18 protein-coding genes and 3 pseudogenes are annotated in these 26,334 nt (G+C 69.5%); 13 read left to right on the top strand and 8 right to left on the bottom strand.

Features of this window, described 5'->3' with window-relative positions:
- Positions 1-125: 125 nt before the first annotated feature.
- Together CES90_RS03190 and CES90_RS03185 are read right to left on the bottom strand one after the other, a co-directional pair.
- Positions 126-263, bottom strand: a complete 138-nt coding sequence (locus tag CES90_RS03190; RefSeq protein ID WP_189783143.1) for an MFS transporter small subunit — start codon at positions 261-263, stop codon at positions 126-128.
- Positions 229-1,569: an OFA family MFS transporter gene (locus tag CES90_RS03185; RefSeq protein WP_189783144.1), complete on the bottom strand. Its 1,341-nt coding sequence runs from the start codon at positions 1,567-1,569 to the stop codon at positions 229-231. Before CES90_RS03185 ends, CES90_RS03190 begins: the two co-directional genes overlap by 35 nt.
- A 252-nt stretch (positions 1,570-1,821) precedes the next feature.
- On the opposite strand from CES90_RS03185, the pseudogene CES90_RS03180 reads away from it, so the two are divergent.
- From CES90_RS03180 to CES90_RS03160, 5 genes and pseudogenes are all read left to right on the top strand, one after another.
- Positions 1,822-2,692 (top strand): annotated as a pseudogene (locus tag CES90_RS03180) (2-dehydropantoate 2-reductase).
- A 9-nt stretch (positions 2,693-2,701) separates the two neighbouring features.
- A pseudogene (locus CES90_RS03175) lies at positions 2,702-3,283 on the top strand (2Fe-2S iron-sulfur cluster-binding protein); the annotation flags it as partial.
- An 8-nt stretch (positions 3,284-3,291) separates the two neighbouring features.
- A complete protein-coding gene (gene fdhD, locus CES90_RS03170) occupies positions 3,292-4,137 on the top strand; it encodes a formate dehydrogenase accessory sulfurtransferase FdhD (RefSeq protein WP_189783145.1) in 846 nt (281 codons plus the stop codon).
- A 402-nt stretch (positions 4,138-4,539) separates the two neighbouring features.
- Complete coding sequence (locus CES90_RS03165; protein WP_189783146.1) at positions 4,540-6,438, top strand: sialidase family protein; 1,899 nt, start codon at positions 4,540-4,542, stop codon at positions 6,436-6,438.
- Positions 6,439-6,448: 10 nt separating this feature from the next.
- Positions 6,449-7,684, top strand: coding sequence for a hypothetical protein (locus CES90_RS03160; RefSeq protein WP_189783147.1), 1,236 nt, complete (start codon positions 6,449-6,451; stop codon positions 7,682-7,684).
- On the opposite strand, the gene CES90_RS03155 is transcribed toward CES90_RS03160, so the two are convergent.
- Positions 7,623-8,663 carry a bile acid:sodium symporter family protein gene (locus CES90_RS03155; protein ID WP_189783148.1) on the bottom strand — a complete coding sequence of 347 codons (1,041 nt, stop codon included), beginning with the start codon at positions 8,661-8,663 and terminating at the stop codon, positions 7,623-7,625. The genes CES90_RS03160 and CES90_RS03155 overlap by 62 nt on opposite strands.
- Positions 8,664-8,806: 143 nt before the next feature.
- Here CES90_RS03155 and CES90_RS03150 point away from each other — a divergent pair, with 143 nt between their 5' ends.
- The 3 genes from CES90_RS03150 to CES90_RS03140 all read left to right on the top strand — a co-directional run bounded on the left by CES90_RS03150 (position 8,807) and on the right by CES90_RS03140 (position 12,886).
- Positions 8,807-9,682, top strand: a complete 876-nt coding sequence (locus CES90_RS03150; RefSeq protein ID WP_189783149.1) for a LysR substrate-binding domain-containing protein — start codon at positions 8,807-8,809, stop codon at positions 9,680-9,682.
- Positions 9,683-10,002: 320 nt separating this feature from the next.
- On the top strand, positions 10,003-11,829 hold the full coding sequence (locus tag CES90_RS03145; RefSeq protein ID WP_189783150.1) for an AMP-dependent synthetase/ligase: 1,827 nt from the start codon (positions 10,003-10,005) through the stop codon (positions 11,827-11,829).
- A gap of 220 nt (positions 11,830-12,049) precedes the next feature.
- A complete protein-coding gene (locus CES90_RS03140) occupies positions 12,050-12,886 on the top strand; it encodes an aldo/keto reductase (protein ID WP_269801943.1) in 837 nt (278 codons plus the stop codon).
- A gap of 608 nt (positions 12,887-13,494) precedes the next feature.
- On the opposite strand, the gene CES90_RS03135 is transcribed toward CES90_RS03140, so the two are convergent.
- Positions 13,495-14,409 carry a class I SAM-dependent methyltransferase gene (locus CES90_RS03135; RefSeq protein WP_189783151.1) on the bottom strand — a complete coding sequence of 305 codons (915 nt, stop codon included), beginning with the start codon at positions 14,407-14,409 and terminating at the stop codon, positions 13,495-13,497.
- Between the two features lie 198 nt (positions 14,410-14,607).
- On the bottom strand, positions 14,608-16,317 hold the full coding sequence (locus CES90_RS03130) for a glycoside hydrolase family 6 protein (RefSeq protein ID WP_189783152.1): 1,710 nt from the start codon (positions 16,315-16,317) through the stop codon (positions 14,608-14,610).
- 380 nt (positions 16,318-16,697) lie between these two features.
- Between CES90_RS03130 and CES90_RS03125 the strand changes: the two genes are divergently transcribed.
- From CES90_RS03125 to CES90_RS03115, 3 genes are all read left to right on the top strand, one after another.
- Positions 16,698-19,613 carry a glycoside hydrolase family 48 protein gene (locus CES90_RS03125; RefSeq protein ID WP_189783153.1) on the top strand — a complete coding sequence of 972 codons (2,916 nt, stop codon included), beginning with the start codon at positions 16,698-16,700 and terminating at the stop codon, positions 19,611-19,613.
- Between the two features lie 145 nt (positions 19,614-19,758).
- On the top strand, positions 19,759-22,425 hold the full coding sequence (locus CES90_RS03120) for a cellulose binding domain-containing protein (RefSeq protein WP_189783154.1): 2,667 nt from the start codon (positions 19,759-19,761) through the stop codon (positions 22,423-22,425).
- Between the two features lie 160 nt (positions 22,426-22,585).
- Positions 22,586-23,503 carry an endonuclease/exonuclease/phosphatase family protein gene (locus tag CES90_RS03115; protein ID WP_189783155.1) on the top strand — a complete coding sequence of 306 codons (918 nt, stop codon included), beginning with the start codon at positions 22,586-22,588 and terminating at the stop codon, positions 23,501-23,503.
- 54 nt (positions 23,504-23,557) lie between these two features.
- On the opposite strand, the gene CES90_RS51885 is transcribed toward CES90_RS03115, so the two are convergent.
- The 3 genes and pseudogenes from CES90_RS51885 to CES90_RS03105 all read right to left on the bottom strand — a co-directional run bounded on the left by CES90_RS51885 (position 23,558) and on the right by CES90_RS03105 (position 25,296).
- Positions 23,558-23,791 (bottom strand): rhamnogalacturonan lyase family protein, encoded by a 234-nt coding sequence (locus CES90_RS51885; protein WP_373313335.1) that lies wholly within the window; start codon positions 23,789-23,791, stop codon positions 23,558-23,560.
- Positions 23,792-24,300 (bottom strand): annotated as a pseudogene (locus tag CES90_RS03110) (rhamnogalacturonan endolyase family protein); the annotation flags it as partial.
- A 39-nt stretch (positions 24,301-24,339) separates the two neighbouring features.
- Entirely contained in the window at positions 24,340-25,296 is a 957-nt protein-coding gene (locus tag CES90_RS03105) for a helix-turn-helix transcriptional regulator (protein ID WP_189783156.1), read from the bottom strand.
- 39 nt (positions 25,297-25,335) lie between these two features.
- Between CES90_RS03105 and CES90_RS03100 the strand changes: the two genes are divergently transcribed.
- On the top strand, positions 25,336-25,824 hold the full coding sequence (locus CES90_RS03100) for a hypothetical protein (protein WP_189783157.1): 489 nt from the start codon (positions 25,336-25,338) through the stop codon (positions 25,822-25,824).
- A complete protein-coding gene (locus CES90_RS03095) occupies positions 25,821-26,324 on the top strand; it encodes a hypothetical protein (RefSeq protein WP_189783158.1) in 504 nt (167 codons plus the stop codon). Before CES90_RS03100 ends, CES90_RS03095 begins: the two co-directional genes overlap by 4 nt.
- Positions 26,325-26,334: the final 10 nt, after the last annotated feature.

Raw genomic sequence — 26,334 nt, 5'->3', positions numbered from 1 at the left:
CATAGCCTGTGGTCAGCGGGATCCACCAGTCTGATCAGTGACTCACGGGTACGAGGACGGGTGAGGCGACAGTAATGACGGGCCCGGGTTGTGGGCTTCTGTCAGACCTCTGGACGTCCGAGCACTCACCCGGTGAACAGTTGCGTGGCCTTGCGTACGAGTTCGTACAGTCCGTAACCGAGCGGTACCCCCACCCACAGCCAGGCGAAGGCGATCAGCGGCCGCCGGTCAGGCGGGTTCGGAGTGCTGTCGCTGGACGACATCGGCGGCCTCCCTCGGGGCGGGGATGTGGAATCGGGGGTTGACCGGCCGTACCAGCTCGTTGGCGACGAAGCCGATCACGAGCAGCCCGATCATGATGAAGAAGGACATGCCGTAGAGGTCGGCGCCGTCCTTGCCCGCCTCCTCCTGCCGGTCCGCGATCCAGTTGACGATCAGCGGTCCGAGTACTCCGGCCGTGGACCAGGCGGTGAGCAGCCGACCGTGGATGGCGCCGACCTGGTAGGTGCCGAAGAGGTCCTTCAGGTAGGCGGGAATGGTCGCGAAGCCACCGCCGTAGAAGGAGAGGATCACCAGGGCGCAGACGATGAACAGCGGCTTGGAGGAGTCACCGAACTGCGCGATCAGCAGGTACATCAGCGCGCCCACGCCCAGGTAGACGCGGTAGATGTTCTTGCGTCCGATGAGGTCGGACGTGGACGACCAGATGATGCGGCCCGCCATGTTGGCCGCCGAGAGCAGCGCGACGAAACCGGCGGCCGCGGTGACGGTGACCGGGGTGGAGGACTTGGCGAAGAAGTCCGTGATCATCGGTGCGGCCTTCTCCAGGATGCCGATGCCCGCGGAGACGTTCATGCAGAGGATGACCCACAGGCACCAGAACTGCGGGGTGCGGATGGCGTTGCGGGCGGAGACCTGCGGCCCCTCGAAGACACTCGGCCCGCTGGCAGTGCTCATACGGCCCTCACTTCGCGGCACGCGGACCAGCAGCACGCCGAGCAGCATGAACACGGCGTACGACAGTCCGTGCACGAGGAAGGCGAGGGCGATGCCGGAGGAGTCGGAGCCGAAGGACTCCAGCATCTGCGCGGACCACGGCGAGGCGATGAGCGCGCCGCCGCCGAAGCCCATGATCGCGATGCCGGTGGCCATGCCCGGCCTGTCCGGGAACCATTTGATCAGGGTCGAGACGGGCGAGATGTAGCCGATGCCGAGGCCGATGCCGCCGACGAAGCCGTAGCCGAAGACGATCAGCCAGTACTGCTCGGTGGCCGCGCCCAGTGAGGCGAGCAGAAAGCCGGAGGAGAAGCAGATCAGGGCCACGGTCATCGCCCAGCGCGGCCCGTTGCGCTCCACGAGTGTCCCGCCGAACGCGGCGGACAGACCGAGCATGACGATGCCGAGTTGGAAGGGCAGCGCGCTCTGCGTGCCGCTCAGGCCGAGGGCCGATTCGAGCGGCGGCTTGAACACGCTCCAGGCGTAGGCCTGTCCGATGGAGAGATGTACGGAGAGCGCGGCCGGGGGAACGAGCCAGCGGCTCCAGCCCGGGGGTGCGACGGGGGGACTCATGATCCCGGACGGTAGGGAGTGACAAGGGAGTTGAGAAGGCGGCACGTCGACCGTATGCGATGAGCGGTATGCACGAAGCGCCGAACGGTCACCGCGGCCTACCCGTCGCTGCGACGCGACCCCTGCTACGAACGCCCCGCACTGCGCGAACCCTTGCTGGGGCAACTCCATACTGTAGACAATATTTCGTCGACACAGTTCGACAGTGCGTCATCTCCGCGGTATCCCTCGACCGAACGGAGCTCCCTCGCCATGAAAGTCGCAGTTCTCGGCGCCGGTGCGATCGGCGCCCATGTCGGCGCCGCGCTCCACCGCGGTGGCGCCGATGTGCATCTCGTCGCCCGTGGACCGCATCTGGCGGCCATGAGGCGGGACGGGGTGCGCGTGCTCAGCCCGCGCGGGGACTTCACCGCCCGCGCCCGCGCGCACGCCACCGACGACCCGGCCGGGATCGGTCCACCCGGCCGGGATCGGTCCGGTCGACTTCGTCTTCCTGGGCCTCAAGACCCACTCGTACGCGGCGTGCGGGCCACTGATCGAGCCTCTGCTGCGGCTGTGTCGTCTACGTGGCCACCGAGCTCTAAGGCCCGGGTGTCGTCCGGCACTTGGAAGGCACCCGGTTCTCCATCGGCGAGCCCGACCGGGGCGTGTCCCGGCGCTGTCTCGCGTTCAGCGAGGCCATGACGGCCGGCGGCCTCGAGTGCCCGGTGGAGCCCGACATCCGGGGCCGGCATCTGGATCAAGCTGCTCGGCAACATCTCGTTCAACCCGATCAGCGCCCTGGCCCGCGCGGCCATGCGGCAGATGTGTCTGCACGGCGGCACCCGCAAGGTCATCGAGACGATGATGGCCGAGACGCTCGCCGTCGCCGAGGCCCTCGGCTGCGAGGTCGGAGTCTCCATCGAGCGGCGGATGGCCGGCGCCGAACGTGTTGACCGGCGCCGAACGTGTGGGCGACCATCGCACCTCCACACTCCAGGACCTGGAGCGCGGCAAGCCCCTGGAACTCGACGTCCTCCTCGCCGCCGTCGTCGAGCTGGCGGACATCACCGGCGTCGAGGTGCCCACGCTCCGCACCGTCCACGCCATCTCGGACCTGCTCGCGCTGAGGAGCGCCGCATGAAGTGCGGGCTCAACCCCTCGGATCGCCGAGTGGATCAAGGAGTACGAGGCGAAACCGGACCGCTTCGGTCCGGACGCGGCCCGGCTCAACGAGTAACCGAGGATCGACAGCGAGCTCTATGTGCGGGACTACGACAAGTGCATCCTCTGTTACAAGTGCGTGGACGCGTGTGGGGACCAGTGGCAGAACAGCTTCGCGATCTCCGTGGCCGGGCGTGGGTTCGATGCGCGGATCGCGGTGGAGCACGACGGGCCCCTCACGGATTCCGCCTGCGTGTACTGCGGGAACTGCGGGAACTGCGGGAACTGCGGGAACTGCGGGAACTGCGGGAACTGCGTCGAGGTGTGCCCCACGGGGGCCTTGTCCTTCAAGTCCGAGTTCGACATGCGGGCGGCGGGTACGTGGGACGAGACCGAGCAGACCGAGACCACGACCGTGTGCGCGTACTGCGGTGTGGGCTGCAACCTCACGCTCCACGTGCAGGACAATGAGATCGTGAAGGTCACCTCACCGCACGACAACCCGGTGACCCACGGCAACCTGTGTATCAAGGGCCGCTTCGGCTACCAGCACGTACAGAACCGGGACTGAGACACGACATGGGACGAGTCACGGAACGACGCAAGGTGATCCGGATCCGGGACGGGGCGGTCTCCACCCGGCCGGACACACTGGTCGCCGAGGAACCGCTGGAGATCCGGCTCAACGGCAAGCCGCTGGCGATCACGATGCGCACGCCGGGTGACGACTTCGCGCTGGCGGCGGGGTTCCTGGTGAGCGAGGGAGTGCTGGGCGAGACCGGCGATCTCCAGAACATCGTCTACTGCGCGGGCGCCACGGTGGACGGCTCGAACACCTACAACGTGGTGGATGTGAAGACCGCGCCGGGTGTGGCCATCCCCGACATCACCCTCGAACGGAACGTGTACACGACGTCTTCCTGCGGGCTGTGCGGCAAGGCGTCGCTGGACGCCGTCCGTACGACGGCCCGCTGGCCGATCGCCGACACTCCCCCGGTCCGCGTCGACCCCGAACTGCTCGCGAGCCTCCCCGACCGGCTGCGCGCGGCTCAGCGGGTCTTCGACCGGACCGGGGGTCTGCACGCGGCGGCGCTGTTCTCGGAGGACGGTGAGCTGCTGGACGTACGGGAGGACGTGGGGCGGCACAACGCGGTGGACAAGCTGGTGGGGCGGGCGTTGCAGAACGGGGGTCTGCCGCTGTCCCGGGCGATCCTGCTGGTGTCGGGGCGGGCGTCGTTCGAGCTGGCGCAGAAGGCGGTCATGGCGGGGATTCCGGTGCTGGCGGCGGTCTCGGCGCCGTCGTCGCTGGCGGTGGATCTGGCCGCGGAGACGGGGCTGACACTGGTGGGGTTCCTGCGGGGCAACTCCATGAACGTGTATGCGGGTGAGCACCGGCTCGCCCTGCGGAGCGCGGCCCAGGCCTGAACCGGCCGGCGGGGCCCCGGTCGGCGGAGAGCGCCCCCTGCGCCGCCGGGGTCCCGTCGTTTTTCGCCGCCCCCCGGTCCGGGTAGCGGATTCCAGGGCTTGTCGCGCGGTTCCCCGCGCCCTGAAGAACTGGGGGCGCCCCCTGGTTTTTAAGGGGCGCGGGGAACCGCGCGAGCAACCACATACAACCCGCACCCGCCAACGCACTCCCAACCCCCCGAGCTCTCAGGCGCCCCAGGCCAAGCCTGACGCGGCGTCACCGGGCCCTGAGACACGCCGTTCCACAACTCTCGCATGGTTCTTGTGGGTGCGCTGAGGGCACAAGTAGCGTCTGTGGCCGCACGTTGGACGTGGGATGTCCAGATGTCCATATGCCTAGATGGATGAAGGGCTGGCCGCACCATGCCGTCGAGTCTTCACGCACGCCTCAGAACCACTCTCCTCGCGTTACTCACCACCGGCGCCCTCCTGGCCGTCGCCCACCCCACCGGAGCGGCGGCCGAAGTCGCACCGGAGCCGAAGGCCGCCGAGTTCGAGGAGCAGGTGCTGTTCAAGGCCTCCCAGGACCCCGGCTATGCCTGCTTCCGCATCCCGGCCGTCGTCAGGACGACGAAGGGCACGCTGCTGGCGTTCGCCGAGGGCCGGGTGCTGAACTGCGGGGACGCCGCCGACATAGACATCGTGCTCAAGCGGTCCACGGACGGCGGCCGTACGTGGGGTCCGCTCCAGGTCGTCAACGAGGGTGCGGGCGACACGCACGGCAACCCGGCGCCCATCGTGGACCGCGAGACCGGCCGGATCGTGCTGGCCGAGACGTACAACACGGGCCGTACGGACAGCGCGAGCTGCTCGGTGCCCTGCGACCGCACCCCGCATCTCCAGCACAGCGACGACGACGGCCTGACCTGGTCCACTCCGCGCGATCTGAGCGCCGAGATCCGCCCGGCCCACTGGAACTCCTGGTACGCCACGGGCCCCGTGCACGGCATCCAGCTCAGCAAGGGTCGGCACGCGGGGCGTCTCGTCTTCGGGGTGAACACCGAGACCTGGGCGAACGGCCGGGTCACCGCCAACCACGCGGCGCTCATCACCAGTGACGACGGCGGCGACAGCTGGAAGATCGGCGCGACGGACTCGTGGCCGATCGCGGACGTCGGCACGTTCCGCCAGAAGCCGTCCGAGCTGACGCTGACGGAGCGTCAGGACGGCTCGGTGTTCGTCAGCGGCCGTGAGCAGGACGGCACCGACCTCGGCCATCGCAGCCAGACGGTCAGCCGCGACGGCGGCGACAGCTTCGTCTCCCCGTTCCGGGCCCAGCCGGACCTGTACACGCCTCAGGTCCAGGGCTCCGTACTGCGGCTGGGCGACCGGCTGCTGCTGGCCTGCCCGGCCGACCCGGACCGCCGCCGGACCATGATGGTCCGCTCCTCGTACGACGGCGGACGCACCTGGGAGAGCGTGGACCGGGGCACGGTCGTCACCACGGACTGGTCCGGCTACTCGGACCTGGTGCGGATCGGCGGTGCCGGCGGCAACGACGTCGTGGGCCTGATGTACGAGGGGGGAGCGATAGATGCCCGCGACGAGATCCGCTTCGCCCGCTTCACCGAGGACTGGCTGAAGCCGCGCCGGGGCGCCGACCCGACGACCCCCGACAAGGCGCCTCACGGCCGGCGGGCCGCCGTACTCGGCGGTGCGCGTCCGACGGACGGGGCGTTCGGCGGCGCGATCGAGTTCGACGGCACCGACGACGCCGTACGGCTGCCGTACCGCCGTCAACTCCCCCTGGGTACAAAGGACTTCACCGCGTCGCTCTGGTTCCGCTACACGGCCACCACCGGTGAGCAGCCGATGCTGTGGATGGGCGGGGTCGGGACGACCCAGCCGCAGGTGTGGCTGCGCGGGGAGCCGGCGGCCGGGCGGCTGACCGGGCTGATCACCGTGCGGGACGGGGCGACCGCGCCGCGGACCGCGTCCGTGCGGTCGACGGGCGCGTACAACGACGGGCAGTGGCATCACCTCGCGCTGCGTCGAGGCGGCGGGCAGCTCACGCTCTTCGTGGACGGCACGCCGTTCAGCACCGCCGATGTGACGGGATCGGTGAGCCGGAACTCCCCGTTCGGGGTGCACATCGGGCAACGGGTCGACAGCCGCGTCCACTTCACCGGCGCCCTCGACGAAGTCCGCGTCCACGACCGGGCGTTGAGCGACGAGGAGGTGAGCGGACTGCGCGCCGCGAGTACGACGTCCGAAGGCTCGATCCTGTGGCTGCCCATGGACCGGGTGAGCGGAGGCAACTAACGTCCCTTCCGTGCCCGACGACGCACGAGCACGACGGCTGTCGGGGACCGGACCCGCCCTGATCCTGGGCCTGGTGCTGGTCCTCGCGGCCGTGCTGCTCACCGCCCTCCCGGACGACGACCGGGAGGGCGGCCGCACCTGCACGGCCCGGACGGTGCGGGACTGGGACCCTGACACGTCCCTGACCGGCGAGTTCGCCCGCTACGGCGACGACGCCACCCGCACCGACGACTGGACCGGCGGCGACGGCACCCACTCGGTACGGCTCCCGGACGGGCGGGTGCTGTGGCTGTTCTCCGACACCTACCTCGGTCAGGTGTACGCACCGCCCAACCCGGTCGGCGAGTCCGTGGCGTGGCGGGATGTCTCGGCTCCCCTGGTGCGCAACTCGGCCGTGGTGATGTCGCCTTCGGGCCGCCTGGAATCCACGCTTCCGGCACCCGTGTTCCCGGACCCGGCCCCGCAGCAGTGGCGCTGGCCGGTGGCCGCCCGGGTCGAACCCCGCTCCCCCGGCTCGGCCGAGCAGGTCGTACGCGTGCTGCTGTGGACGCGGACGGCGGGGCAGTCGCCGTGGATCTACGGGGTGCCCACGGCGACGGAGGTGGCCACGCTGTCGCTGCCGGATCTGCGGCTGGAGGGCATCACGACGGTGCTGGACCAGGGATCCGTCGCCGATCCCGCCCGGCGTGTCCTGTTCGGCACGACAGCCGTCGACGCGGGCGACTGGACGTACGTCTTCGGCGGCACCGACGCCCAGGCCGCCTCCCGGCCGACGTCCCACGCGTATGTCGCCCGGGTGCCGCGCGGCAGGCTCGGCCAGCCGGGGGCGTGGGAGTACTGGGACGGCTCCCGGTGGGCGGTGCGGGGGCGTCCGGCGGCGGTGCTCGGCAACGGGGACGACAAGGGGGTCGGCAGCGCGTTCACGGTCGTACGGGACGGCCGTACATATGTGCTGTTCACCATGGCCGCCGGTACCGAGGGGCTGACGACCGTCACCGCGTACTGGGCCTGCTCCCCCACCGGTCCCTGGCACGGGCCCACCAGGGGCTTCAGTCCGCCGCTGCCCGACGGCGGGGTCGCGGCGTACAACCCGCAGGCGCACGAGGCGGCCGACGACGGGCGGCTCGTCCTCAGCTACGACGTCAACTGGCTGGACGCGAACGGGACGACGGCGCAGCTGAACATCACGCGGAACGTGACCCTGTACCGACCTCGGTTCCTGTCGCTTCGTCTCGCTGCTCCGTGACCGCCCGCTCCACCGGGTCGTGCGAGCGGCGCTTGGCGATGACCGCGCACACCATGAGCTGCATCTGGTGGAACAGCATCAGTGGGAGGACGGCGAGGGAGGCCTCGGCGCCGAACAGGACGCTCGCCATGGGAAGCCCGGAGGCCAGGGACTTCTTCGAGCCGGCGAACTGGATGGCGATGCGGTCCGCCCGGTCGAAGCGGAGGGCCTTCGCCCCGTACCAGGTGAGCGTGAGCATCACCGCGAGCAGCACGGCCTCGACGACCAGCAGCCCGGCGAGCCGCAGCGCGCTGACCTGGCTCCAGATCCCGCGCACCACGCCTTCGCTGAACGCGACGTAGACGACGAGGAGGATCGAGCCGCGGTCGACGAGGCCGAGGATCTTCTTGTGCCGGGTGATGAAGGGGCCGATCCAGCGGCGGGCGACCTGCCCCGCGACGAACGGCACCAGCAGCTGGAACACGATCTTCCAGATCGCGTCGGCGGAGAAGCCGCCCACGCTGCCGCCCAGCAGACTCGCCGCGAGCAGCGGGGTGATGACGATGCCCGCGAGGGAGGAGAAGGAGCCCGCGCAGATCGCCGCCGGGACGTTGCCGCGGGCCATCGATGTGAAGGCGATCGACGACTGGATGGTCGACGGGACGAGGGTGAGGAAGAGCAGACCGGTGTAGAGCGAGTGGTTCAGGAACACCGGTTCGAGGCCGCGGGCGGCCAGACCCAGCAGCGGGAACACGACGAACGTGCAGGCCAGGACGGTGACGTGCAGTCGCCAGTGCTTGAGGCCGTCCAGGGCCTCACGGGTGGAGAGCCGGGCACCGTAGAGGAAGAAGAGGAAGGCGATCGCCGCCGTCGACGCCCCCGACGCGACGTCGGCGGCCGTACCCCGCGCCGGGAGGAGTGCCGCGAGGCCCACCGTCCCGAGCAACAGCAGGATGTACGGGTCGATCGGCATCCAACTCGGCCACTGCAGGCGTTTCACGGTGCTCCACTTGCTTGGTTCGGCTGCGCTGACGGGGACGGGACATGCCCTCTCCATCGTCCACCTGATCCCCTCGATCGGGAATCCGGCATACCACTCTGACCGTCATCACGTTCCACGATGACCGCGCTAGCCTTGTCCTCATGTACGACCCCTCCCATCTGCGCACTTTCCTCGCCGTGGCCCAGACGCTGAGCTTCACGCAGGCCGCCCGGCGCCTCGGACTGCGGCAGTCGACGGTCAGCCAGCACGTGCGCCGGCTGGAGGACGCGACCGGGCGGCAGCTGTTCTCCCGGGACACGCACTCCGTGGAGCTGACGGAGGACGGCGAGGCCATGCTCGGCTTCGCGCGCCGGCTCCTCGAAGTGCACGAGCAGGCGACGGCGTTCTTCACCGGGACCCGGCTGCGCGGGCGGTTGCGCTTCGGCGCGTCGGAGGACTTCGTCCTGACCCGGCTCCCGGAGATCCTGGAGGGGTTCCGGCACGACCATCCCGAAGTGGACCTGGAGTTGACGGTCGAGCTGTCGGGCACGCTGCACGAGCAGCTGACGGCGGGCAAGCTCGACCTGGTGCTGGCCAAGCGGCGCCCTGAGGACCCGCGCGGCGAACCGGTCTGGACGGACCGGCTGGTGTGGATCGGCGCGGAGCGGCTCCGCCTCGACCCCGACCGCCCGGTGCCACTGATCGTCTATCCGCCGCCGGGCATCACCCGCGCTCTGGCCCTGGAGGCGCTGGAACGCGAGGGCCGCGCCTGGCACATCGCGTGCACCAGCGGCAGCCTCAACGGGCTCATCGCCGCCGCCCGCGCGGGCCTCGGCGTGATGGCGCACTCTCGTCGGCTGGTGCCGCCCGGTCTGGTCCGGGTGCCGGAGCGGGCGGGCCTGCCGGAGTTGGGCGAGGTCGACTTCGTACTGGTGCACGGCCGGCGGCCGGGAGCGGCAGCTGGCGCGGCGGACGCGCTCGCCGCGGCGATCCTCTCCGGCGGGGACCGACTGCACGGGCGGGCACGCGGGGTGTGACAGCACGGCGGGCGGGTGCGCTGGGAAGAGTGTCGGTCACAAGTGGACCGCCGGCGCTGGGGCCGGGTGTGAAGCGGCATGCCCGGCCCCACGTGCGCGCATCGGCGCACACCGTGATCAGGGCGTGCGGGTTCGGTGGAGATTGGGGCGCCCAACCTACGCAGGCGTAAGGAGTTGCGCCGGAAATCTCCCGGTCTGCCCGTGTTTCCTGTCGTCACCCTGTGACGTGCGTGCGGATTCGTCCCTTCCAGAACCCCTCCCGTCCGACAGTCCCGTGAGGTAGCTTTCACGCGCTGTGGGGAGCGCCACGAGGAGCGGGTTTGCGCGAGTTCACCAACCCTCCGTTGGCGTCGGCGCCGCCGGTGGGCGGCCTGGCCGACGTCGTCTTCGAGTACGCCCAGGAGGACCCGACGTACGTGGCGCTCGGCCGTAAGGACGAGCGGGGCGAGTGGCGCGACGTGACCTCGGCGGAGTTCCGTGACGAGGTGCTCGCGCTGGCAAAGGGGCTGCTCGCGGAGGGCGTCCGGTTCGGCGACCGGGTCGCCATCATGTGCCGTACGCGCTACGAGTGGACCCTCTTCGACTACGCCCTGTGGACCGTCGGCGCCCAGGTCGTCCCCATCTACCCGACCTCCTCCGCCGAGCAGGTCTTCTGGATGCTGTACGACGCGCAGTGCACGGCGGCGATGGTCGAGCACGAGGACCACGCGATGACGATCGCCACGGTCATCGACCGGCTGCCTCAGCTGCGCCGGCTGTGGCAGCTGGACGCGGGCGCGGTGCAGGAGCTGTACGAGTCGGGTGCGCACCTCGACGACGAGGTCGTGCACCGGCACCGGCGGGCGGTGACCCCCGAGTCGATCGCGACGATCATCTACACGTCCGGCACGACGGGCCGCCCCAAGGGCTGTGTCATCTCCCACGCCAACTTCATGGTCGAGGCGGACACGGTCATCGAGCGCTGGGCGCCGCTGTTCAAGTCCCGGAAGGGCGACGAGGCGGCGACGCTGCTGTTCCTGCCGCTCGCCCATGTATTCGGACGGATGGTGCAGGTCGCCGGGATCCGCGGGAAGGTCAAGTTCGGTCATCAGCCGCAGCTCAGCGCGGCCGTCCTGCTGCCGGACCTCGCCGCCTTCAGGCCGACGTTCTTCCTCGCGGTGCCGTACATCTTCGAGAAGGTCTTCAACGCGTCGCGGCGCAAGGCCGAGCGGGAGGGCAGGGCCGGGCCGTTCGAGAAGGCCGTCGAGGTCGCCGTGAGGTACGCGGACGCGGTGGAGGCGAAGGCCTGGGGCATCGGGCCCGGCCCGTCGGCGGGCCTGCGGATGCAGCACCAGTTCTTCGACAAGGTCGTCTACGCCAAGATCCGCGAGGCGATGGGCGGCCGGATCAAGTACGCGATGTCCGGCGGCTCGGCGATGGACCGGCGGCTCGGCCTGTTCTACTCGGGCGCCGGCATCCACATCTACGAGGGCTACGGCCTGACGGAATGCACGGCGGCAGCGACCGCCAACCCACCGGAGCGCACCCGGTACGGCACGGTGGGTCAGGCCATCCCGGGCATGACCGTGCACATCGCGGAGGACGGCGAGATCTGGCTGCGCGGCCCCAACGTCTTCCAGGGCTACCTCAACAACCCCAAGGCCACCGACGAGACCCTGCACGACGGCTGGCTGGCCACCGGTGACCTGGGCTCCCTCGACGAGGACGGCTACCTCACCATCACCGGGCGCAAGAAGGAGATCCTGGTGACCTCGGGCGGCAAGAGCGTCTCCCCGGCGATCCTGGAGGAACGGGTGCGCGACCATCCGCTGGTCGCGCAGTGCATCGTCGTCGGCAACGACCGGCCGTACATCGCCGCCCTGGTCACCCTGGACGGGGAGGCCGTGGAGCACTGGCTCCAGATGCACGGCAAGCCGAAGCTGAAGCCGGCCGACCTGGTACGCGACCCGGAGCTGGAGACCGAGGTACGGCGGGCGGTGGTCGCGGCCAACACCCTGGTCTCGCAGGCCGAGTCGATCCGCACGTTCCGGATCCTGGCGCACCAGTTCACTGAGGAACAGGGCCTGTTGACGCCTTCCCTGAAGCTGAAGCGCAAGGCGATCGAGAAGGCGTACGCGGTCGAGGTGGAGGCGCTGTACCGGGCGTGACCGCTCCGCAGGGTTGCGGCTTCGCTCAAGCGGGAGGGACCCCGCGGCGGAGCCGCATATCGACACAGCCCAGCGCCCCTTACGGGCGCGGCTGCGGTCGGCCGTCGCTTTCCGGCCATTCTGTAATTCGGGGCGTGAGCGGTCCGCTCAGGAATGCATCGCGCGCCGTGATCGTTGACGATGGGATGTACCAACCGACGACTTGAAGGATCGAGAGCTCGTGAGCAGCAAGGTCCCCCCGACCATCCTGAACAACGGCGTCGAGATGCCCCAGCTGGGCTTCGGCGTCTGGCAGGTGCCGGACGACGAGGCCGAGCAGGCGGTCGGCACGGCGCTGGAGGCCGGCTACCGCAGCATCGACACGGCCGCGATCTACGGCAACGAAGAGGGCACCGGCAAGGCCATCGCCGCCGCCGGGATCCCCCGCAAGGACCTCTTCGTCACCACCAAGCTCTGGAACAGCGATCAGGGCTACGACTCCACACTGCGCGCCTTCGACGAGTCCCTGGCCAAGCTCGGCCTGGAGTACGTGGATCTGTACCTGATCCACTGGCCGATGCCGGCCCACGGCAAGTTCGTCGAAACGTTCAAGGCGTTCGAGAAGCTGTACGCCGATGGTCGCGCGAGGTCCATCGGTGTCTCCAACTTCCTCCCGGAGCACCTGGAGACGCTGATCGAGGCCACGTCCGTCATCCCGGCGGTCAACCAGATCGAGCTGCACCCGCACCTTCAGCAGCACGCGGCCCGTGAGTACCACGCGGAGCAGGGCATCGCCACCGAGGCCTGGTCGCCGCTCGGCCAGGGCAAGGGGCTTCTGGAGGTCCCCGCGATCATCGCCATCGCGCAGAAGCACGGCCGCACCCCGGCCCAGGTGGTCCTGCGCTGGCACCTCCAGCTGGGCAACGTGGTCATCCCCAAGTCGGTGACGCCGTCCCGGATCAAGGAGAACATCGAGGTCTTCGACTTCTCCCTGGACACCGAGGACATCGCGGCGATCAGCGCGCTGAACGAGGACCGCCGCATCGGACCGAACCCGGCCACGTTCGACATGGCCTGACGCACATCCGCAAAAGACCGCCCGCCGGACGCGCTCCGGCGGGCGGTTTCGTAGGTCACGGGCCGGCTGGCCGAACGGCCGTCGGTCGGGCTGCCCGATCGGTCGTACGACCACGGTGTTGACGACGACGCCCGCCGGTTGCCGTCTCGCCCAGGCGTCCATGATCGCCCCGTTGAGGTTGCCGCCCGGATGAGCGGCGCCGGACACAGGACGTTGGTCAGCACCGTCTCCGGCGGCCTCCACGGCCACCCGCACGTCCGCGCACTCCGGTGGTGGGTGACAGGATCGCCGTATGAACGACGAGTTGGACAACGTACTGGCCGAGCCAGCACGGATGTTGGCGCCGATCGCGCCGGACCTCGACGTCCGACTCAGCCGCACGCCCCGAACGGTCTTGAGCGCTCCCCCAGACTTCGTCCGGGGGGACCCCCAGGTCCCCGGCGTACTCAGCCCCGGGGCGGCGACACGCATCCTGTGTGTGGTCCGATCCCGGCAGGCCCCTGCGGCCGGAGGCCGCTATGGACACTGCCCTGTGCGACCTGGCCAGGTGGGTACGGCCAGTGGCGACGGGGAGGCCCCGAATCGGCGTCGACGGCTTCTGAGGATCCCTAGTGTGCTTCCGGCGCCGTCCCCACATGGACGGTGTGGGCCGCGAGGACGAACACGTCGGGGCGGTGGTACAGGCCCGTCTTGTCGTCGGGGTCGAGGAGCCGGTCGAGGGTCGAGAGGTCGGAGGCATCCAGATAGTCCGCGAGGCCGTTCCGGCGGCGCCGGAACGAGTCCAGGGCATAGGCGCGGGCGGGTTCCGGCAACGGGGCCGGAAGGTCAAGCAGGAAGGTGCGCGACGTGGCGTTCCGCAGGCCCACGGCGGCGAGAAGCCCGGGCCAGTCCTCGGCCTCGGCGACGGTGTCGGGCAGCTCGGCGCGCATCTGGCTGAACCGCAGTTCCTCGGCCACGTCGAGCCGGGACTGCAGCCCGGGGCGGCCGAAGCCGATGTCTCGCGGCAGGAAGCGCGCGGGCAGGCCGCCTTCCACGAGCGCCACCACACCGCCGGGCGCGAGCCGTTCGACGAAGGCGGCGAGGCCGGCCCGCTGGTCCCCGAGGTGGTGCAGGCTGCGGCCGGCCCACAGCAGATCGGCCGGGTAGTCCAGGTCGGCCAGGCCGCCGGGGAGCTCGACCTCAAGGGTGCCGAAGCGGTCGGCGAGGCCACGGCGCTCGGCCCGGGCCCGGGCGCGTTCCAGCAGGGGCCCGGAACCGTCGACGGCGACGACGCGGGCGCCGGGGAACTCGTCGGCCAGCAGACAGCTCACCACCCCCGGCCCACTGCCCGCGTCGACGACCAGCCCCGGCTCGGGCAGCCGCGTCGCCACCCAGGCCGCGGCCTCCCGATACAGCGGAGCGAACAGCTCCGCCTGCTCCTCCAGATGCTCGGCCATTTCGGCCCAGTCGATGTCGGTGCTGTTGTGCTGGTGCTGGTGCTCGTGCGCGTGCCGGTGCGTGTGCTGGTGCTCGTGCTGTCCCATGGTGGTGAGCCTCTCTTCCGGGTGCCGCCAGCCTGCGTCGACGTGCCGGAGAAGGGCCACTTCCCTTGCCGTATCGGCAAATATTCGAGGCCACATTTTGGTCGCCCCGCACGCGGTCGCCCCGCTCCGGACGGGGTCCGGAGCGGGGCGACGGGGGAAGACGAACCAGAACTACTCGGAACCAGGACTACTCGGCTGTCACAGTGCCGGGTACGCGTTCTGCATCAGCTGCTGGAACTGGGCGGAGAACCAGTGCCCGGACAGCGGCGCGTTGGGCAGGGCGCCGGACATGTTGTAGTTGTTGCGCGGGTTGCCCGTGTACGTCGGGTCGCACATGCGGTCGAAGCCCTTGCCCTCGTCGTTCGGGATGGCGGAGCTGGCCCCGTCGGACTCCCCCGGCGGCTTCATCCACACGTAGGCGTCGATCCCCGCCGCCGGGGCGGCCTGCGGGCGCTCGCCGAGACCGGCTCCGGACTGGTTGCACCAGTTGCCGGTGTTCAAGCGGCGGTCGTAGCGCCCGCCGTCGACGTACGTGTCGACGCTGGTCGTCGCGCCCGGTCCGGTGGGCCGTGCGGTGCCGCCCCAACCGTTGCGGGAGGTGTCGATCAGCATGCCGATGTTCGAGTTGAAGCCCGCCGAGACCAACTGGCCGCGGAAGGCCTGGGCGAAGGACAGCTCGTCGAGGTAGCGGTTCCAGTCGACCCACTTCGACTCGCGGACCGACTTGCCGGCCACGGTGTCGTTGATGGTGAAGTTGTTCTCCTTCAGGGCGCTGTAGTTCGCCGTGTTGGTGATGAAGCCGTGGACGTCGTTGACCGTGGCGCCCTCGGCGGTCGCCGCCTCCTTCATGATGGTGGCGGAGGGGCCGAAGTTGTCGTCCCAGCCGAGCCAGCCGTGGTGGCCGGCGTCGACGTAGTTGTAGACGTTCGCCACGTCGCCGAGCTTGTTGAGCGCGTAGCCGACGCCCTTGACGTAGTTGCCGTTGGCCTTCATCACATCGCACTGCGGCACGGCCGTCGGGCGGCTGCCGGTGTTGGTGACGAGGTTGGGCAGGGAGTCGATCTCGACCGCGGTGACGATCCGCAGCGAGGCGTACTTGGGGTCGGCGAGGATCGCCTTGATCGGGTCGATGTACTGCGTCTTGTACTTGTCGATCTCGTCGGCCTTGAGTTCGCCGTTGGAGGCGAGAGCCGAGCAGTCACGGCCCGGCAGGTTGTAGATCACCAGCTGGACGACAAGCTCGTCCGAGCCCTTCTGCCGCAGCGCCTCGTCGAGGTGGGCCCGCAGGCCCATCTTGCCGCCGGCGCCCGCGATGGCGGCGGTGCGGTCCAGCCACACTCCCGTGGGCTGGTTGGAGATCCGGCTGCCGCCCGGCTCGGCGGCGGCGTTCGCGGACCATTCCGGGTTCACGTACACCTTGGCGCCGGAGTAGGGGTTGTCCACCCTCGTGCCGGGCGTACCCGGGCCCGGGTCGGTACCGCCACCGCCGTCGTCGACGTTGCAGGTCATTCCGTCGAGCGTGAACGTGGCCGGAAGGGCGTTGGTGCCGCTGTAGGTGGCGTTGAAGCCGAAGCTCACCGAACCGCCGGTCGCCAGCGTGCCGTTGTACGTCTCGTTCGCGGCGGTCACCGAGGTACCGCTCTGGCTGATCCGGGCGTTCCAGCCGTTGCCGACCTGCTGGTTGCCCGCGTACGACCACTTCACGGCCCACGACGACTTGGCGGCGCCGTTGTTGGTGATGGTGACGGCGGTGGTGAAGCCGGTGGACCACTGGTTCTGGATCTTGTAGTCGACGGTGCAGGGGATCGCCTTGGCGCCGACGTCGTCCGGCACAGCGGCGATCGCGGTCCCGGCGGCGCCGGCGACCAGCGCCATCGCCGCGAGGAGTGCTGTTCTGGTACGGCTCATGAGTGCGGGTTTCCTCTTCCGTAGTGGGGTGTACGAGGAGGAGTCGTCGCGCCGTCACACAAAGCGAGTAAAAGACCTGAACGCTGGGGGTGTTGTCTGAGCGTCCCTCGCAGCTCGGACACGTCAGGGACGAACGCGTCGACTGATGGAACCGCTCCCACTGGTGCTGGTGAAGGTAGCGCCAAGTGCCGGTAAAAGACAGAGGCGTTGCGTCATCGCGCACCACGAATCTTTTCGCCCTCATCGAATCTTTTCGGCTCTTCAAGCGCCTTGACCCCTTGCGCCCCGCTCCCCAATATGGGAGCGCTCCCACTGGTTCAAGGCTTGTTGTTGCTGCTCCGCCCCCACCTTCGTAAGAGCCGCACGGAAGGAACCAGAGCATGCACCCCAGACGGAGACGCCGTGCCACGCGGCGCCTGTGGACCGCCGTGGTGGCGGGCCTCGCACTCCCCTTGACGATGCTGAGCACGGGTTCGACTCCCGCCAGTGCGGCGGCGGTCGCGTGCAGCGTCGACTACAAGACGAACGACTGGGGTTCGGGCTTCACCGCCGACCTCACGATCACCAACCGGGGCACCGAGGCCATCAGCGGCTGGACCCTGACGTACGACTACGCGGGCAACCAGACGCTGTCCAACGGCTGGAACGGCACCTGGTCGCAGTCCGGGAAGACGGTGACGGCGCGGAACACGTCCTGGAACGGCACGATCGCCGTCGGGGCCGCGGTGACCACCGGCGCCCAGTTCACGTACAGCGGCAGCAACGCGGCACCGGCCAACTTCGCGATCAACGGTACGACGTGTGTGGGCGCCCATCAGCCGCCGATCACCGTGCTGACCAGCCCGGCTCCGGGCGCGGTCTACTCGCAGGGTGACCCGGTGCCGATGGCGGCCACGGCCGCTGCCGCGGACAACGCGACGATCACCAAGGTCGAGTTCTACGACGACACCACGCTGCTCGGCACGGACACGACGTCGCCGTACACGTTCTCGGCCACGGGGTTGGCCGTGGGCGGTCATTCCCTCGTCGCCAAGGCGTACGACAGCCTGGGCGCGTCGGCGGACTCCACGCCGGTCGGTATCACGGTCGCCTCGGGTCCCGCCGTGGTGGTCACGCCGACCCAACTGGGCGTGCGGCAGGGCGAGTCGGGCACGTACGACGTGAAACTTTCGACACAGCCGTCGTCCAACGTGACGGTGACGACCGCGCGGGCCTCCGGCAACACCGGGCTCTCCGTGACCGGTGGCGCATCGCTGACCTTTACCCCGTCGAACTGGAACACGGCCCAGAAGGTGACCATCGGCGCGAACGCCTCCGGCACCGGTTCGGCGGTCTTCGAGTCGACGGCCACCGGGCACGCCAAGGCCGCGGTGACGGTGACCCAGCTGGCGGCGGCCGGCGAGTACGACGCCCGCTTCCTGGAGCTCTACGGCAAGATCACCAACCCGGCGAACGGCTACTTCTCCCCCGAGGGCATCCCGTACCACTCGGTGGAGACGCTGGTCGTCGAGGCGCCGGACCACGGTCATGAGACCACGTCGGAGGCGTACAGCTACCTCCTGTGGCTCCAGGCCATGTACGGCAAGGTCACGGGCGACTGGTCCAAGTTCAACGGCGCCTGGGAGACCATGGAGAAGTACATGATCCCCACCCGCGCCGACCAGCCGTCCAACTCCTTCTACACGCCGAACAAGCCGGCGACGTACGCCCCCGAGCACGACACCCCGAACGAGTACCCGGCACAGCTCAACACCTCGGTCTCGGTCGGCTCGGACCCGATCGCCGCCGAGCTGAAGAGCGCCTACAACACGGACGACATCTACGGCATGCACTGGTTGCAGGACGTGGACAACGTCTACGGCTACGGGAACTCGCCCGGCAAGTGTGAGGCGGGCCCGACCGACACCGGCCCGTCGTACATCAACACCTTCCAGCGCGGCCCGCAGGAGTCGGTGTGGGAGACCATTCCTCAGCCCACCTGCGACCAGTTCAAGTACGGCGGCCCGAACGGGTACCTGGACCTGTTCACCCGTGACGCGCAGTACGCCAAGCAGTGGAAGTTCACCAACGCGCCCGACGCCGACGCGCGCGCCGTGCAGGCCGCGTACTGGGCGGACATCTGGGCCAAGCAGCAGGGCAAGGGCGGCGACGTCTCCGCGACCATCGGCAAGGCCGCGAAGATGGGCGACTACCTGCGCTACGCGATGTACGACAAGTACTTCAAGAAGATCGGGAACTGTGTGGGTCCGACCAGCTGCCCCGCGGGCACCGGCAAGGACTCCTCCCACTACCTGCTCAACTGGTACTACGCGTGGGGCGGCGCCACCGACACCAACGCCGGCTGGGCCTGGCGCATCGGCTCCAGCCACGCGCACGGCGGCTACCAGAACCCGCTCGCCGCGTACGCCCTCGCCAACTACGCCCCGCTGAAGCCCAAGTCGGCGACCGGGCAGGCGGACTGGGCCAAGTCCCTCGACCGGCAGATCGAGTTCTACCGCTGGCTGCAGTCCAACGAGGGCGGCATCGCGGGCGGCGCCACCAACAGCTGGGCGGGGCGGTACGCCACGCCGCCGGCCGGGACGCCGACCTTCTACGGCATGTACTACGACGAGAAGCCCGTGTACCACGACCCGCCGTCCAACCAGTGGTTCGGCTTCCAGGCGTGGTCCATGGAGCGGGTCGCCGAGTACTACCAGCAGACGGGCAACGCCGCCGCGAAGACCGTGCTCGACAAGTGGGTCGACTGGGCGCTGTCCAAGACCACCATCAACCCCGACGGGACGTACCGGATTCCCTCCACGCTCCAGTGGTCCGGCGCCCCGAACACCTGGAACCCCTCCAGCCCCGGCTCCAACAGCGGGCTGCACGTCACCGTCGCCGACTACACCGACGACGTGGGGGTGGCGGCCGCGTACGCCAAGACGCTGACGTACTACGCCGACCGCTCCGGTGACGCCGACGCGGCCCGGGTCGCCAAGGCGCTGCTCGACGGGATGTGGGAGCACCACCAGGACGGGCTCGGTGTGGCGGTGCCGGAGACCCGTGCGGACTACAACCGGTTCGACGACCGGGTGTACGTGCCGAGTGGGTGGACCGGGACCATGCCGAACGGCGACGCGATCAACTCGTCGTCGACGTTCGAGTCGATCCGATCGTTCTACGAGGACGATCCTGCGTGGTCGAAGATCGAGGCGTACCTGGCGGGTGGCGCCGCGCCGTCGTTCACGTACCACCGGTTCTGGGCTCAGGCGGACATCGCTTTGGCCATGGGTTCGTACGCGGAGCTCCTCGAATAAGTCCCCGCTGAAGCTCCGTGTGCAAGGTCCTGCACTCCGGCGGGGGCAGGACCTGGGCCGGGCGGTCCCCACCCGCACAGGGGGCCGCCCGGCCGTTCGCGCCCGTCCATCCCCCTCCCCCCACATACCTGGAGAGGACTTCCCCGTGCGAAGAACCCGCATCCTCACCACCGTCCTGGCCCTCGCGGCCGGTCTGCTCGCGGGCTCCCCACCCGCGTTGGCCGCCGAGAAGGCGGAGAAGTCGGTGTCGATCGCCGCCGACACGTATACGTGGAAGAACGCGCGTATCGACGGCGGCGGCTTCGTGCCCGGCATCGTGTTCAACCGCAAGGAGAAGAACCTCGCCTACGCCCGCACGGATATCGGCGGGGCTTATCGCTGGGTGGAGTCGTCCAAGAGCTGGACGCCGCTGCTCGACTCGGTCGGCTGGGACAACTGGGGGCACACGGGTGTCGTGAGCCTCGCCTCGGACTCGGTGGACCCGAACAAGGTGTACGTGGCGGCCGGTACGTACACGAACAGCTGGGACCCGGGCAACGGCGCGATCTACCGCTCCTCGGACCGGGGGGCGAGCTGGCAGAAGACGAACCTGCCGTTCAAGTTGGGCGGGAACATGCCGGGCCGGGGCATGGGTGAGCGGCTCGTCGTCGACCCCAACAAGAACAGCGTCCTGTACCTGGGCGCGCCCAGCGGCAAGGGACTGTGGCGGTCGACTGACTCGGGGGTCACCTGGTCGCAGGTGACGAACTTCCCGAACGTCGGCAACTATGTGCAGGATCCGGCCGACACCAGCGGCTACGCGAACGACAACCAAGGGATCGTCTGGGTCACCTTCGACGAGTCCACGGGGACGTCCGGCAACGCGACGAGGACGATCTACGTCGGGGTCGCCGACAAGGACAACGCCGTGTATCGCTCGACCGACGCGGGCGCGACCTGGTCGCGAGTGGCCGGGCAGCCCACCGGCCATCTGGCGCACAAGGGCGTCCTCGACGCGACGAACGGCTATCTGTATCTGTCCTACAGCGACAAGGGCGGGCCGTACGACGGCGGCAAGGGGCAGCTGTGGCGGTACGCGACGGCGACCGGTACCTGGACGAACATCAACCCGGTGGCGGAGGCCGACACGTACTACGGCTTCAGCGGGCTGACGGTCGACCGGCAGAAGCCCGGCACGGTCATGGCGACGGCGTACAGCTCGTGGTGGCCGGACACCCAGATCTTCCGGTCGACGGACAGCGGAGCGACCTGGACGAGGGCGTGGGACTACGGGTCGTCCGGCAGTCGCGAGAACCGCTACACCATCGACGTCTCCTCCTCCCCATGGCTGACCTGGAACGCGAACCCCTCACCGCCCGAACAGACCCCGAAACTCGGCTGGATGACCGAGTCGCTCGAGATCGACCCGTTCAATTCCAACCGGATGATGTACGGGACGGGCGCGACGATCTACGGCTCCGAGAACCTCACGACCTGGGACAGCGGCGGCAAGTTCGCCGTCAAGCCCATGGTGCGGGGCCTGGAGGAGACCGCGGTCAACGACCTGGCCTCTCCCCCGTCGGGCGCCCCGCTGCTGAGCGCCCTCGGTGACGTCGGCGGCTTCCGGCACACGGATCTGACGAAGGTCCCGTCGATGATGTTCACGCAGCCGAACTTCACGACGACGACCAGCCTTGACTTCGCCGAGGCCAACCCGAACACGGTCGTGCGCGTGGGCAATCTGGACTCCGGGCCGCACATCGCGTTCTCGACCGACAACGGCGCCAACTGGTTCGCGGGAAGCGACCCTTCGGGCGTCAGCGGCGGCGGCACGGTCGCAGCGGCGGCCGACGGCAGCCGGTTCGTGTGGAGCCCGCAGGGCACCGGCGTGCAGTACACGACAGGCTTCGGCAACTCGTGGGCGGCCTCCAGCGGCATCCCGGCGGGTGCGATCGTCGAGTCCGACCGCGTCGACCCGAAGACCTTCTACGGCTTCAAATCCGGGAAGTTCTACGTCAGTACGGACGGCGGCGCGACCTTCACGGCGTCCTTCGCGACCGGTCTGCCGAGCGGCGACAGTGTCCGCTTCAAGGCGCTGCCCGGCGTGAAGGGCGACGTGTGGCTGGCGGGCGGTGCGCCCGACGGCGCGTACGGTCTGTGGCACTCCACGGACGGCGGCGCCACCTTCACGAAGCTGGCGGGCGTCGAGCAGGCCGACACCATCGGCTTCGGCAAGGCCGCGACGGGGGCCTCGTACCAGACCCTCTACACCAGCGCCAAGATCGGCGGCGTACGAGGGATCTTCCGCTCGACCGACAAGGGCGCGACCTGGACCCGGATCAACGACGACGCCCATCAATGGGGTTGGACCGGCGCGGCCATCACCGGCGACCCGCGCCTCTACGGGCGGGTCTACATCGCGACGAACGGGCGCGGGGTCATCTACGGCGACTCCTCCGACACCGGTGGCGGAGGTGGCGGCACGGACCCCGATCCGGATCCCCAGCCGACGGGCGCCTGCGCGGTGACGTACCAGGTCACCAACGAGTGGTCGGGCGGCTTCCAGGCGGACGTTCGGCTGAGCAACACCGGCACGAGCGCGTGGACCGGCTGGTCCCTCAACTGGTCCTTCCCCAACGGTCAGACCGTCTCGCAGATGTGGAACGCCGACCACACCCAGTCGGGTTCGGCCGTGACGGCGAAGAACGTGGGCTGGAACGGCAATGTGGCGGCGGGTTCATCGGTGAACTTCGGCTTCACGGGGAGCCGGTCGGGTACGAACGGGAAACCGACCGCATTCAAGGTCGGTGACCAGAGCTGCGCGGTCAGCTGATCCGCACGGCTGTGCGCGGGGCGCGTGCCGAAACCGGCACGCGCCCTCTTCCGGCCATGTGCACCGCCATATATCGACATGTTCATGACTGGAACATCGGGCCGTTCCACAATGCTGTGCGCACCGACTCGCCCGGACGCCGCCACAGAAGGAGCCCCCTGTGCCGAACCACAGCCGAGTCACGCGCCGCATCGGTCTGAAGACCGCCCTCGCCGCGGCGGTTCTGCTTCCCCTGTCCCACACAGGAATGTCAGCCGAGCCCGCCGAGGCGGCGGAGGAGGACGCAGCCGCTGGTACCCCGCTCGAAGTCATGTCCTTCAACCTGCGCTACGCGAGCACCACACGGCCCAACAGCTGGGCCGTCCGCAGGCCGGTGATGCGGGAGCTGCTGCGGCAGGAAGGACCCCATGTCATCGGCACCCAGGAGGGCCTCCACCACCAGCTCCTCGACATCGAGGCCGACCTCGGACCGACGAACTACGACTGGATCGGCACGGGACGCGCCGGCGGCAACCGCGACGAGTTCATGGCCGTCTTCTACGACACCCGCCGCCTCGCGCCACTCGAACACCAGCATTTCTGGCTCTCCGACACCCCGGAGATCCCCGGCTCCAACACCTGGGGCGGCGGCTCCATACGCATGGTCACCTGGGTCCGCTTCCGCGATCTCCAGGACGGCGACCGGCAGTTCTACGTCCTCAACACCCACCTCGACAACGCCAGCCAGTACGCCCGCGAGCGCGGCGCGACCCTGATCACCGAACGCATCGCCGGCTTCGACCGCTCCCTCCCCCTCGTCGTCACCGGGGACTTCAACGTCGCGGCCCACAAGAACGTCGTCTACGACACGATGCTGGGCGCCGGTCTCGTCGACACCTGGGACACGGCGGCCGAGCGCAGCGACCTGTACGCGACCTTCCACGGTTACCGGCCGCTCACCCCCGGCGGCGACCGCATCGACTGGATCCTCGCCACCCCGGGGGTCACGACCCACCGGGCGTCGATCAACACCTTCTCGTCGAACGGCCAGTTCCCCAGCGACCACCTGCCCGTACAGGCCTCGCTGGCCCTGGGATGAGCCAGGACCCTCTCGGCGGCCAGTGGGATGCCCGGCCGCCGAGAGGTTGACCGCCTACGGCGTGTACACCGTCGGCCTCGGTGCCGTCGGCATGTTGTTGCCGATGAAGAAGCTGGTGTGCGGGGGCTGGTTGTAGGCGGTGTTCTGCCAGGCGAGGCCTGTGCGGTACATCGGGTCGTGGAGCAGGGTGGTGATCTTCGTGGTGGTCTCGATCGGGGTCGAGTAGATCCTGAGGGCCGTGTTGCCACTGGCGCGCCAGACGACCTCCTCGCGCCAGTCGCCGAGGATGTCGCCGTCGAGGTCGCCGACGGAGGCGTCGTTGGCCTCGTAGGTGTACGCGACGCCGTCCGGGGTGGTGCCGCCCGCGGGCGCGCTGATCGGTACGTCCTTGTAACCGGTGCGGAGTTGGACCGCGTGCACCGAGTCACCCTGCTCGACGCCGTTCACGATCGCGCGCGGACGGTGTAGTCGGCCTGGGCGGGGGCGCCGGAGTGGAAGTAGGTGGTGGAGCCGGAGATCGGGGTCGAGTTGCCCTTCGTACCGGCGCGATAGACGTTGAACGACACGTCGTTCGGGTCGGTGCCGAGCCAGCGCCGGCTGACCAGGTTGCCGCTGTCGACATGCGCACTGACCACGCCCCGGTCCAGTTCCTCGACCTGGCGGGCGGTGGCCGCGGCGGCGGGCGGGGCGGTGAAGGTGGTGAGTCCGGCGGCGGTCAGGGCGGCGGCCGCCATCGTTGTCACGATCCTGCGGGCCTTGCGGATCTTGCGTCTGCGGTGCGCATGCGGGTGCTGCACGGGGAGTACCTCCCGAGAGACAGACGGGGTTCCGTTTCCTCAGTCGCCGCTGCTCGCACCGGAGTTGCCGTATCTTCCGGTCAGTTCGGCGACCGTCCGGGCGATCCGCGCGCGCAGCTCGGCCGGTTGCAGCACCTCGATGTCCGTGCCCAGCCGCAGGAACTCACCGTGCGCGTGCTCGACGGACTCGATGGGCACCCTGACCTCGGTCCAACCGTCCCCGCTCGCACGCTTGTCGACCCGCACGGCCCTCGCGAGCGTCACCCCCGGCGCCAGCCGGACCAAGGCCTCTCCCCGGTACAGCCGCTCGTGGAAGTCGCGCTGGTACGCCGTCCAGTACACGGCCAGGTCGAAGTCGTCGGGGCGGGTGAACTCCTCGTCGGACACGGTCAGTTCGAGGATCTGGCCGACGCGGAAGGTGCGCGGCCCCGAGCCCGAGACGACGTACCAGCGGCCGGCCTTCAGGACCAGTCCGTACGGTTCGAGGCGACGCCTTACGTCCGTGGGTTCGGCCCAGCGGCGGTAGAGGACGTGCAGGACCCGGCTGTTCCAGACCGCGTCGGCGACCGCGGGCAGGAACGGGGCGTCGTCGGCCTTGGCGTACCAGCCGGGCGCGTCCAGGTGGAAGCGGCCGGCGACCCGGTCGGCGTGGGCCCGCAACTCCACGGGCAGCGCCGCGCGGACCTTCAGCTGGGCGGCGGCCAGGACCGCGCCGAGGCCCAGTTCGGCGGCTGGGCCGGGGGCGCCCGCGAGGAAGAGGGCCTCGGCCTCCTCCGTCGTCAGGCCGGTGAGGCGGGTGCGGTAGCCGTCGAGGAGGCGGTAGCCGCCGGCGTGGCCCGCGTCGCCGTACAGCGGGACGCCGGCCGCGCCGAGCGCCTCCACGTCCCGGTAGACCGTGCGGACCGACACCTCCAGCTCCTCGGCGAGCTGGGCGGCGGTCATCCGGCCCCGGGTCTGGAGCAGAAGGAGGATCGAGACGAGCCGACTGGACTTCACTGACACAGGATGTCAGTGAAGCGGCCCTAGCGTCGCACCATGAGCTTCACCGAGAAACTGCTGACCGTGCCCCCGCCCATCGAGGTGGCCGGGCGGCGGATCAAGCGCTATCACGTCACGGCCGACCCGGCCGGCATCGCACCCGAGGTCGAGAAGGCGGCGTACGCGATCCTCCCGGAGCTGTTGCCGGAGCCGGACGGGACGCCGCCGGCGACGTTCGTCGTGCTGCACCGGGGCGGGGACGACGGCGCCTACCTGAACGTCTACAGCTGGGTGTGGGACAACGTCCTGCACTTCGCCGGCGCGGCGGCCGGCCAGCCCGTGCTCGGCTGCCCGGACCGCGATCCCGCGCACTTCGTCGCCACCGACCGGCCATGGATCGGCTGCGTATGGGAGCTGCCGCCGATCCAGCACGAACGGGACGCCTGGGTACGGCATCTGCTCGCGCCCCAAGTACCCGACCTCGACGCCTACTTGACCGACTTCCTGCCCGCCGGAACCACTGGATCCACCGGAGACCGTTCATGAGCAGCGCGCACGACTTCGACTTCTTCCACGGCGACTGGGAGGTCCGCCACCGCCGCCGCACCGACTTCCTCGACCCGGACAGCGACTGGGAGGAGTTCCCGTCGACGAGCCGGTGTCGGCCGCTGTTCGACGGGGCCGCGAACATCGACGAGATCGACATGCCGTACCTCGGTTCGAAGGGACTGACGCTGCGGCTGTTCGAGCCGGACACAGGGCTCTGGACGCTGAACTGGTCCTCCAGTCGCAGTGGGAGGTTGTTCCCGCCGGTCGCCGGACGGTTCGAGGGCGGTCGCGGTGAGTTCTACGGCGACGACACGCTCCCCCACTCTCGACTTCGCTCGAGCGGGGGGACCCCCATCGGGAAGGACGTGCGGGTGCGGTTCGTGTGGTCGGGTGTGTCGGCGACCAGCGCCCGCTGGGAACAGGCGTTCTCCCTCGACGACGGGGAGACCTGGCTGACCAACTGGACCATGGACTTCACCCGGCCGCCGGTCTCCTGAACCCTGAACC

This window comes from Streptomyces capitiformicae (assembly GCF_002214185.1).
Taxonomy (GTDB): domain Bacteria; phylum Actinomycetota; class Actinomycetes; order Streptomycetales; family Streptomycetaceae; genus Streptomyces; species Streptomyces capitiformicae.
The sequence above is the reverse complement of the archived record's forward strand: the minus strand, read 5'-3'. Positions and strand labels throughout refer to the sequence as shown.

Bases quoted from the DNA above. Each gene is read 5' to 3' on its own strand.
- CES90_RS03190 (WP_189783143.1), bottom strand. From the start codon at position 263: ATGTCGTCCAGCGACAGCACTCCGAACCCGCCTGACCGGCGGCCGCTG.
- CES90_RS03185 (WP_189783144.1), bottom strand. From the start codon at position 1,569: ATGAGTCCCCCCGTCGCACCCCCGGGCTGGAGCCGCTGGCTCGTTCCC.
- fdhD (WP_189783145.1), top strand. From the start codon at position 3,292: ATGGGACGAGTCACGGAACGACGCAAGGTGATCCGGATCCGGGACGGG.
- CES90_RS03165 (WP_189783146.1), top strand. From the start codon at position 4,540: ATGCCGTCGAGTCTTCACGCACGCCTCAGAACCACTCTCCTCGCGTTA.
- CES90_RS03150 (WP_189783149.1), top strand. From the start codon at position 8,807: ATGTACGACCCCTCCCATCTGCGCACTTTCCTCGCCGTGGCCCAGACG.
- CES90_RS03135 (WP_189783151.1), bottom strand. From the start codon at position 14,409: ATGGGACAGCACGAGCACCAGCACACGCACCGGCACGCGCACGAGCAC.
- CES90_RS03130 (WP_189783152.1), bottom strand. From the start codon at position 16,317: ATGAGCCGTACCAGAACAGCACTCCTCGCGGCGATGGCGCTGGTCGCC.
- CES90_RS03125 (WP_189783153.1), top strand. From the start codon at position 16,698: ATGCACCCCAGACGGAGACGCCGTGCCACGCGGCGCCTGTGGACCGCC.
- CES90_RS03100 (WP_189783157.1), top strand. From the start codon at position 25,336: ATGAGCTTCACCGAGAAACTGCTGACCGTGCCCCCGCCCATCGAGGTG.
- CES90_RS03095 (WP_189783158.1), top strand. From the start codon at position 25,821: ATGAGCAGCGCGCACGACTTCGACTTCTTCCACGGCGACTGGGAGGTC.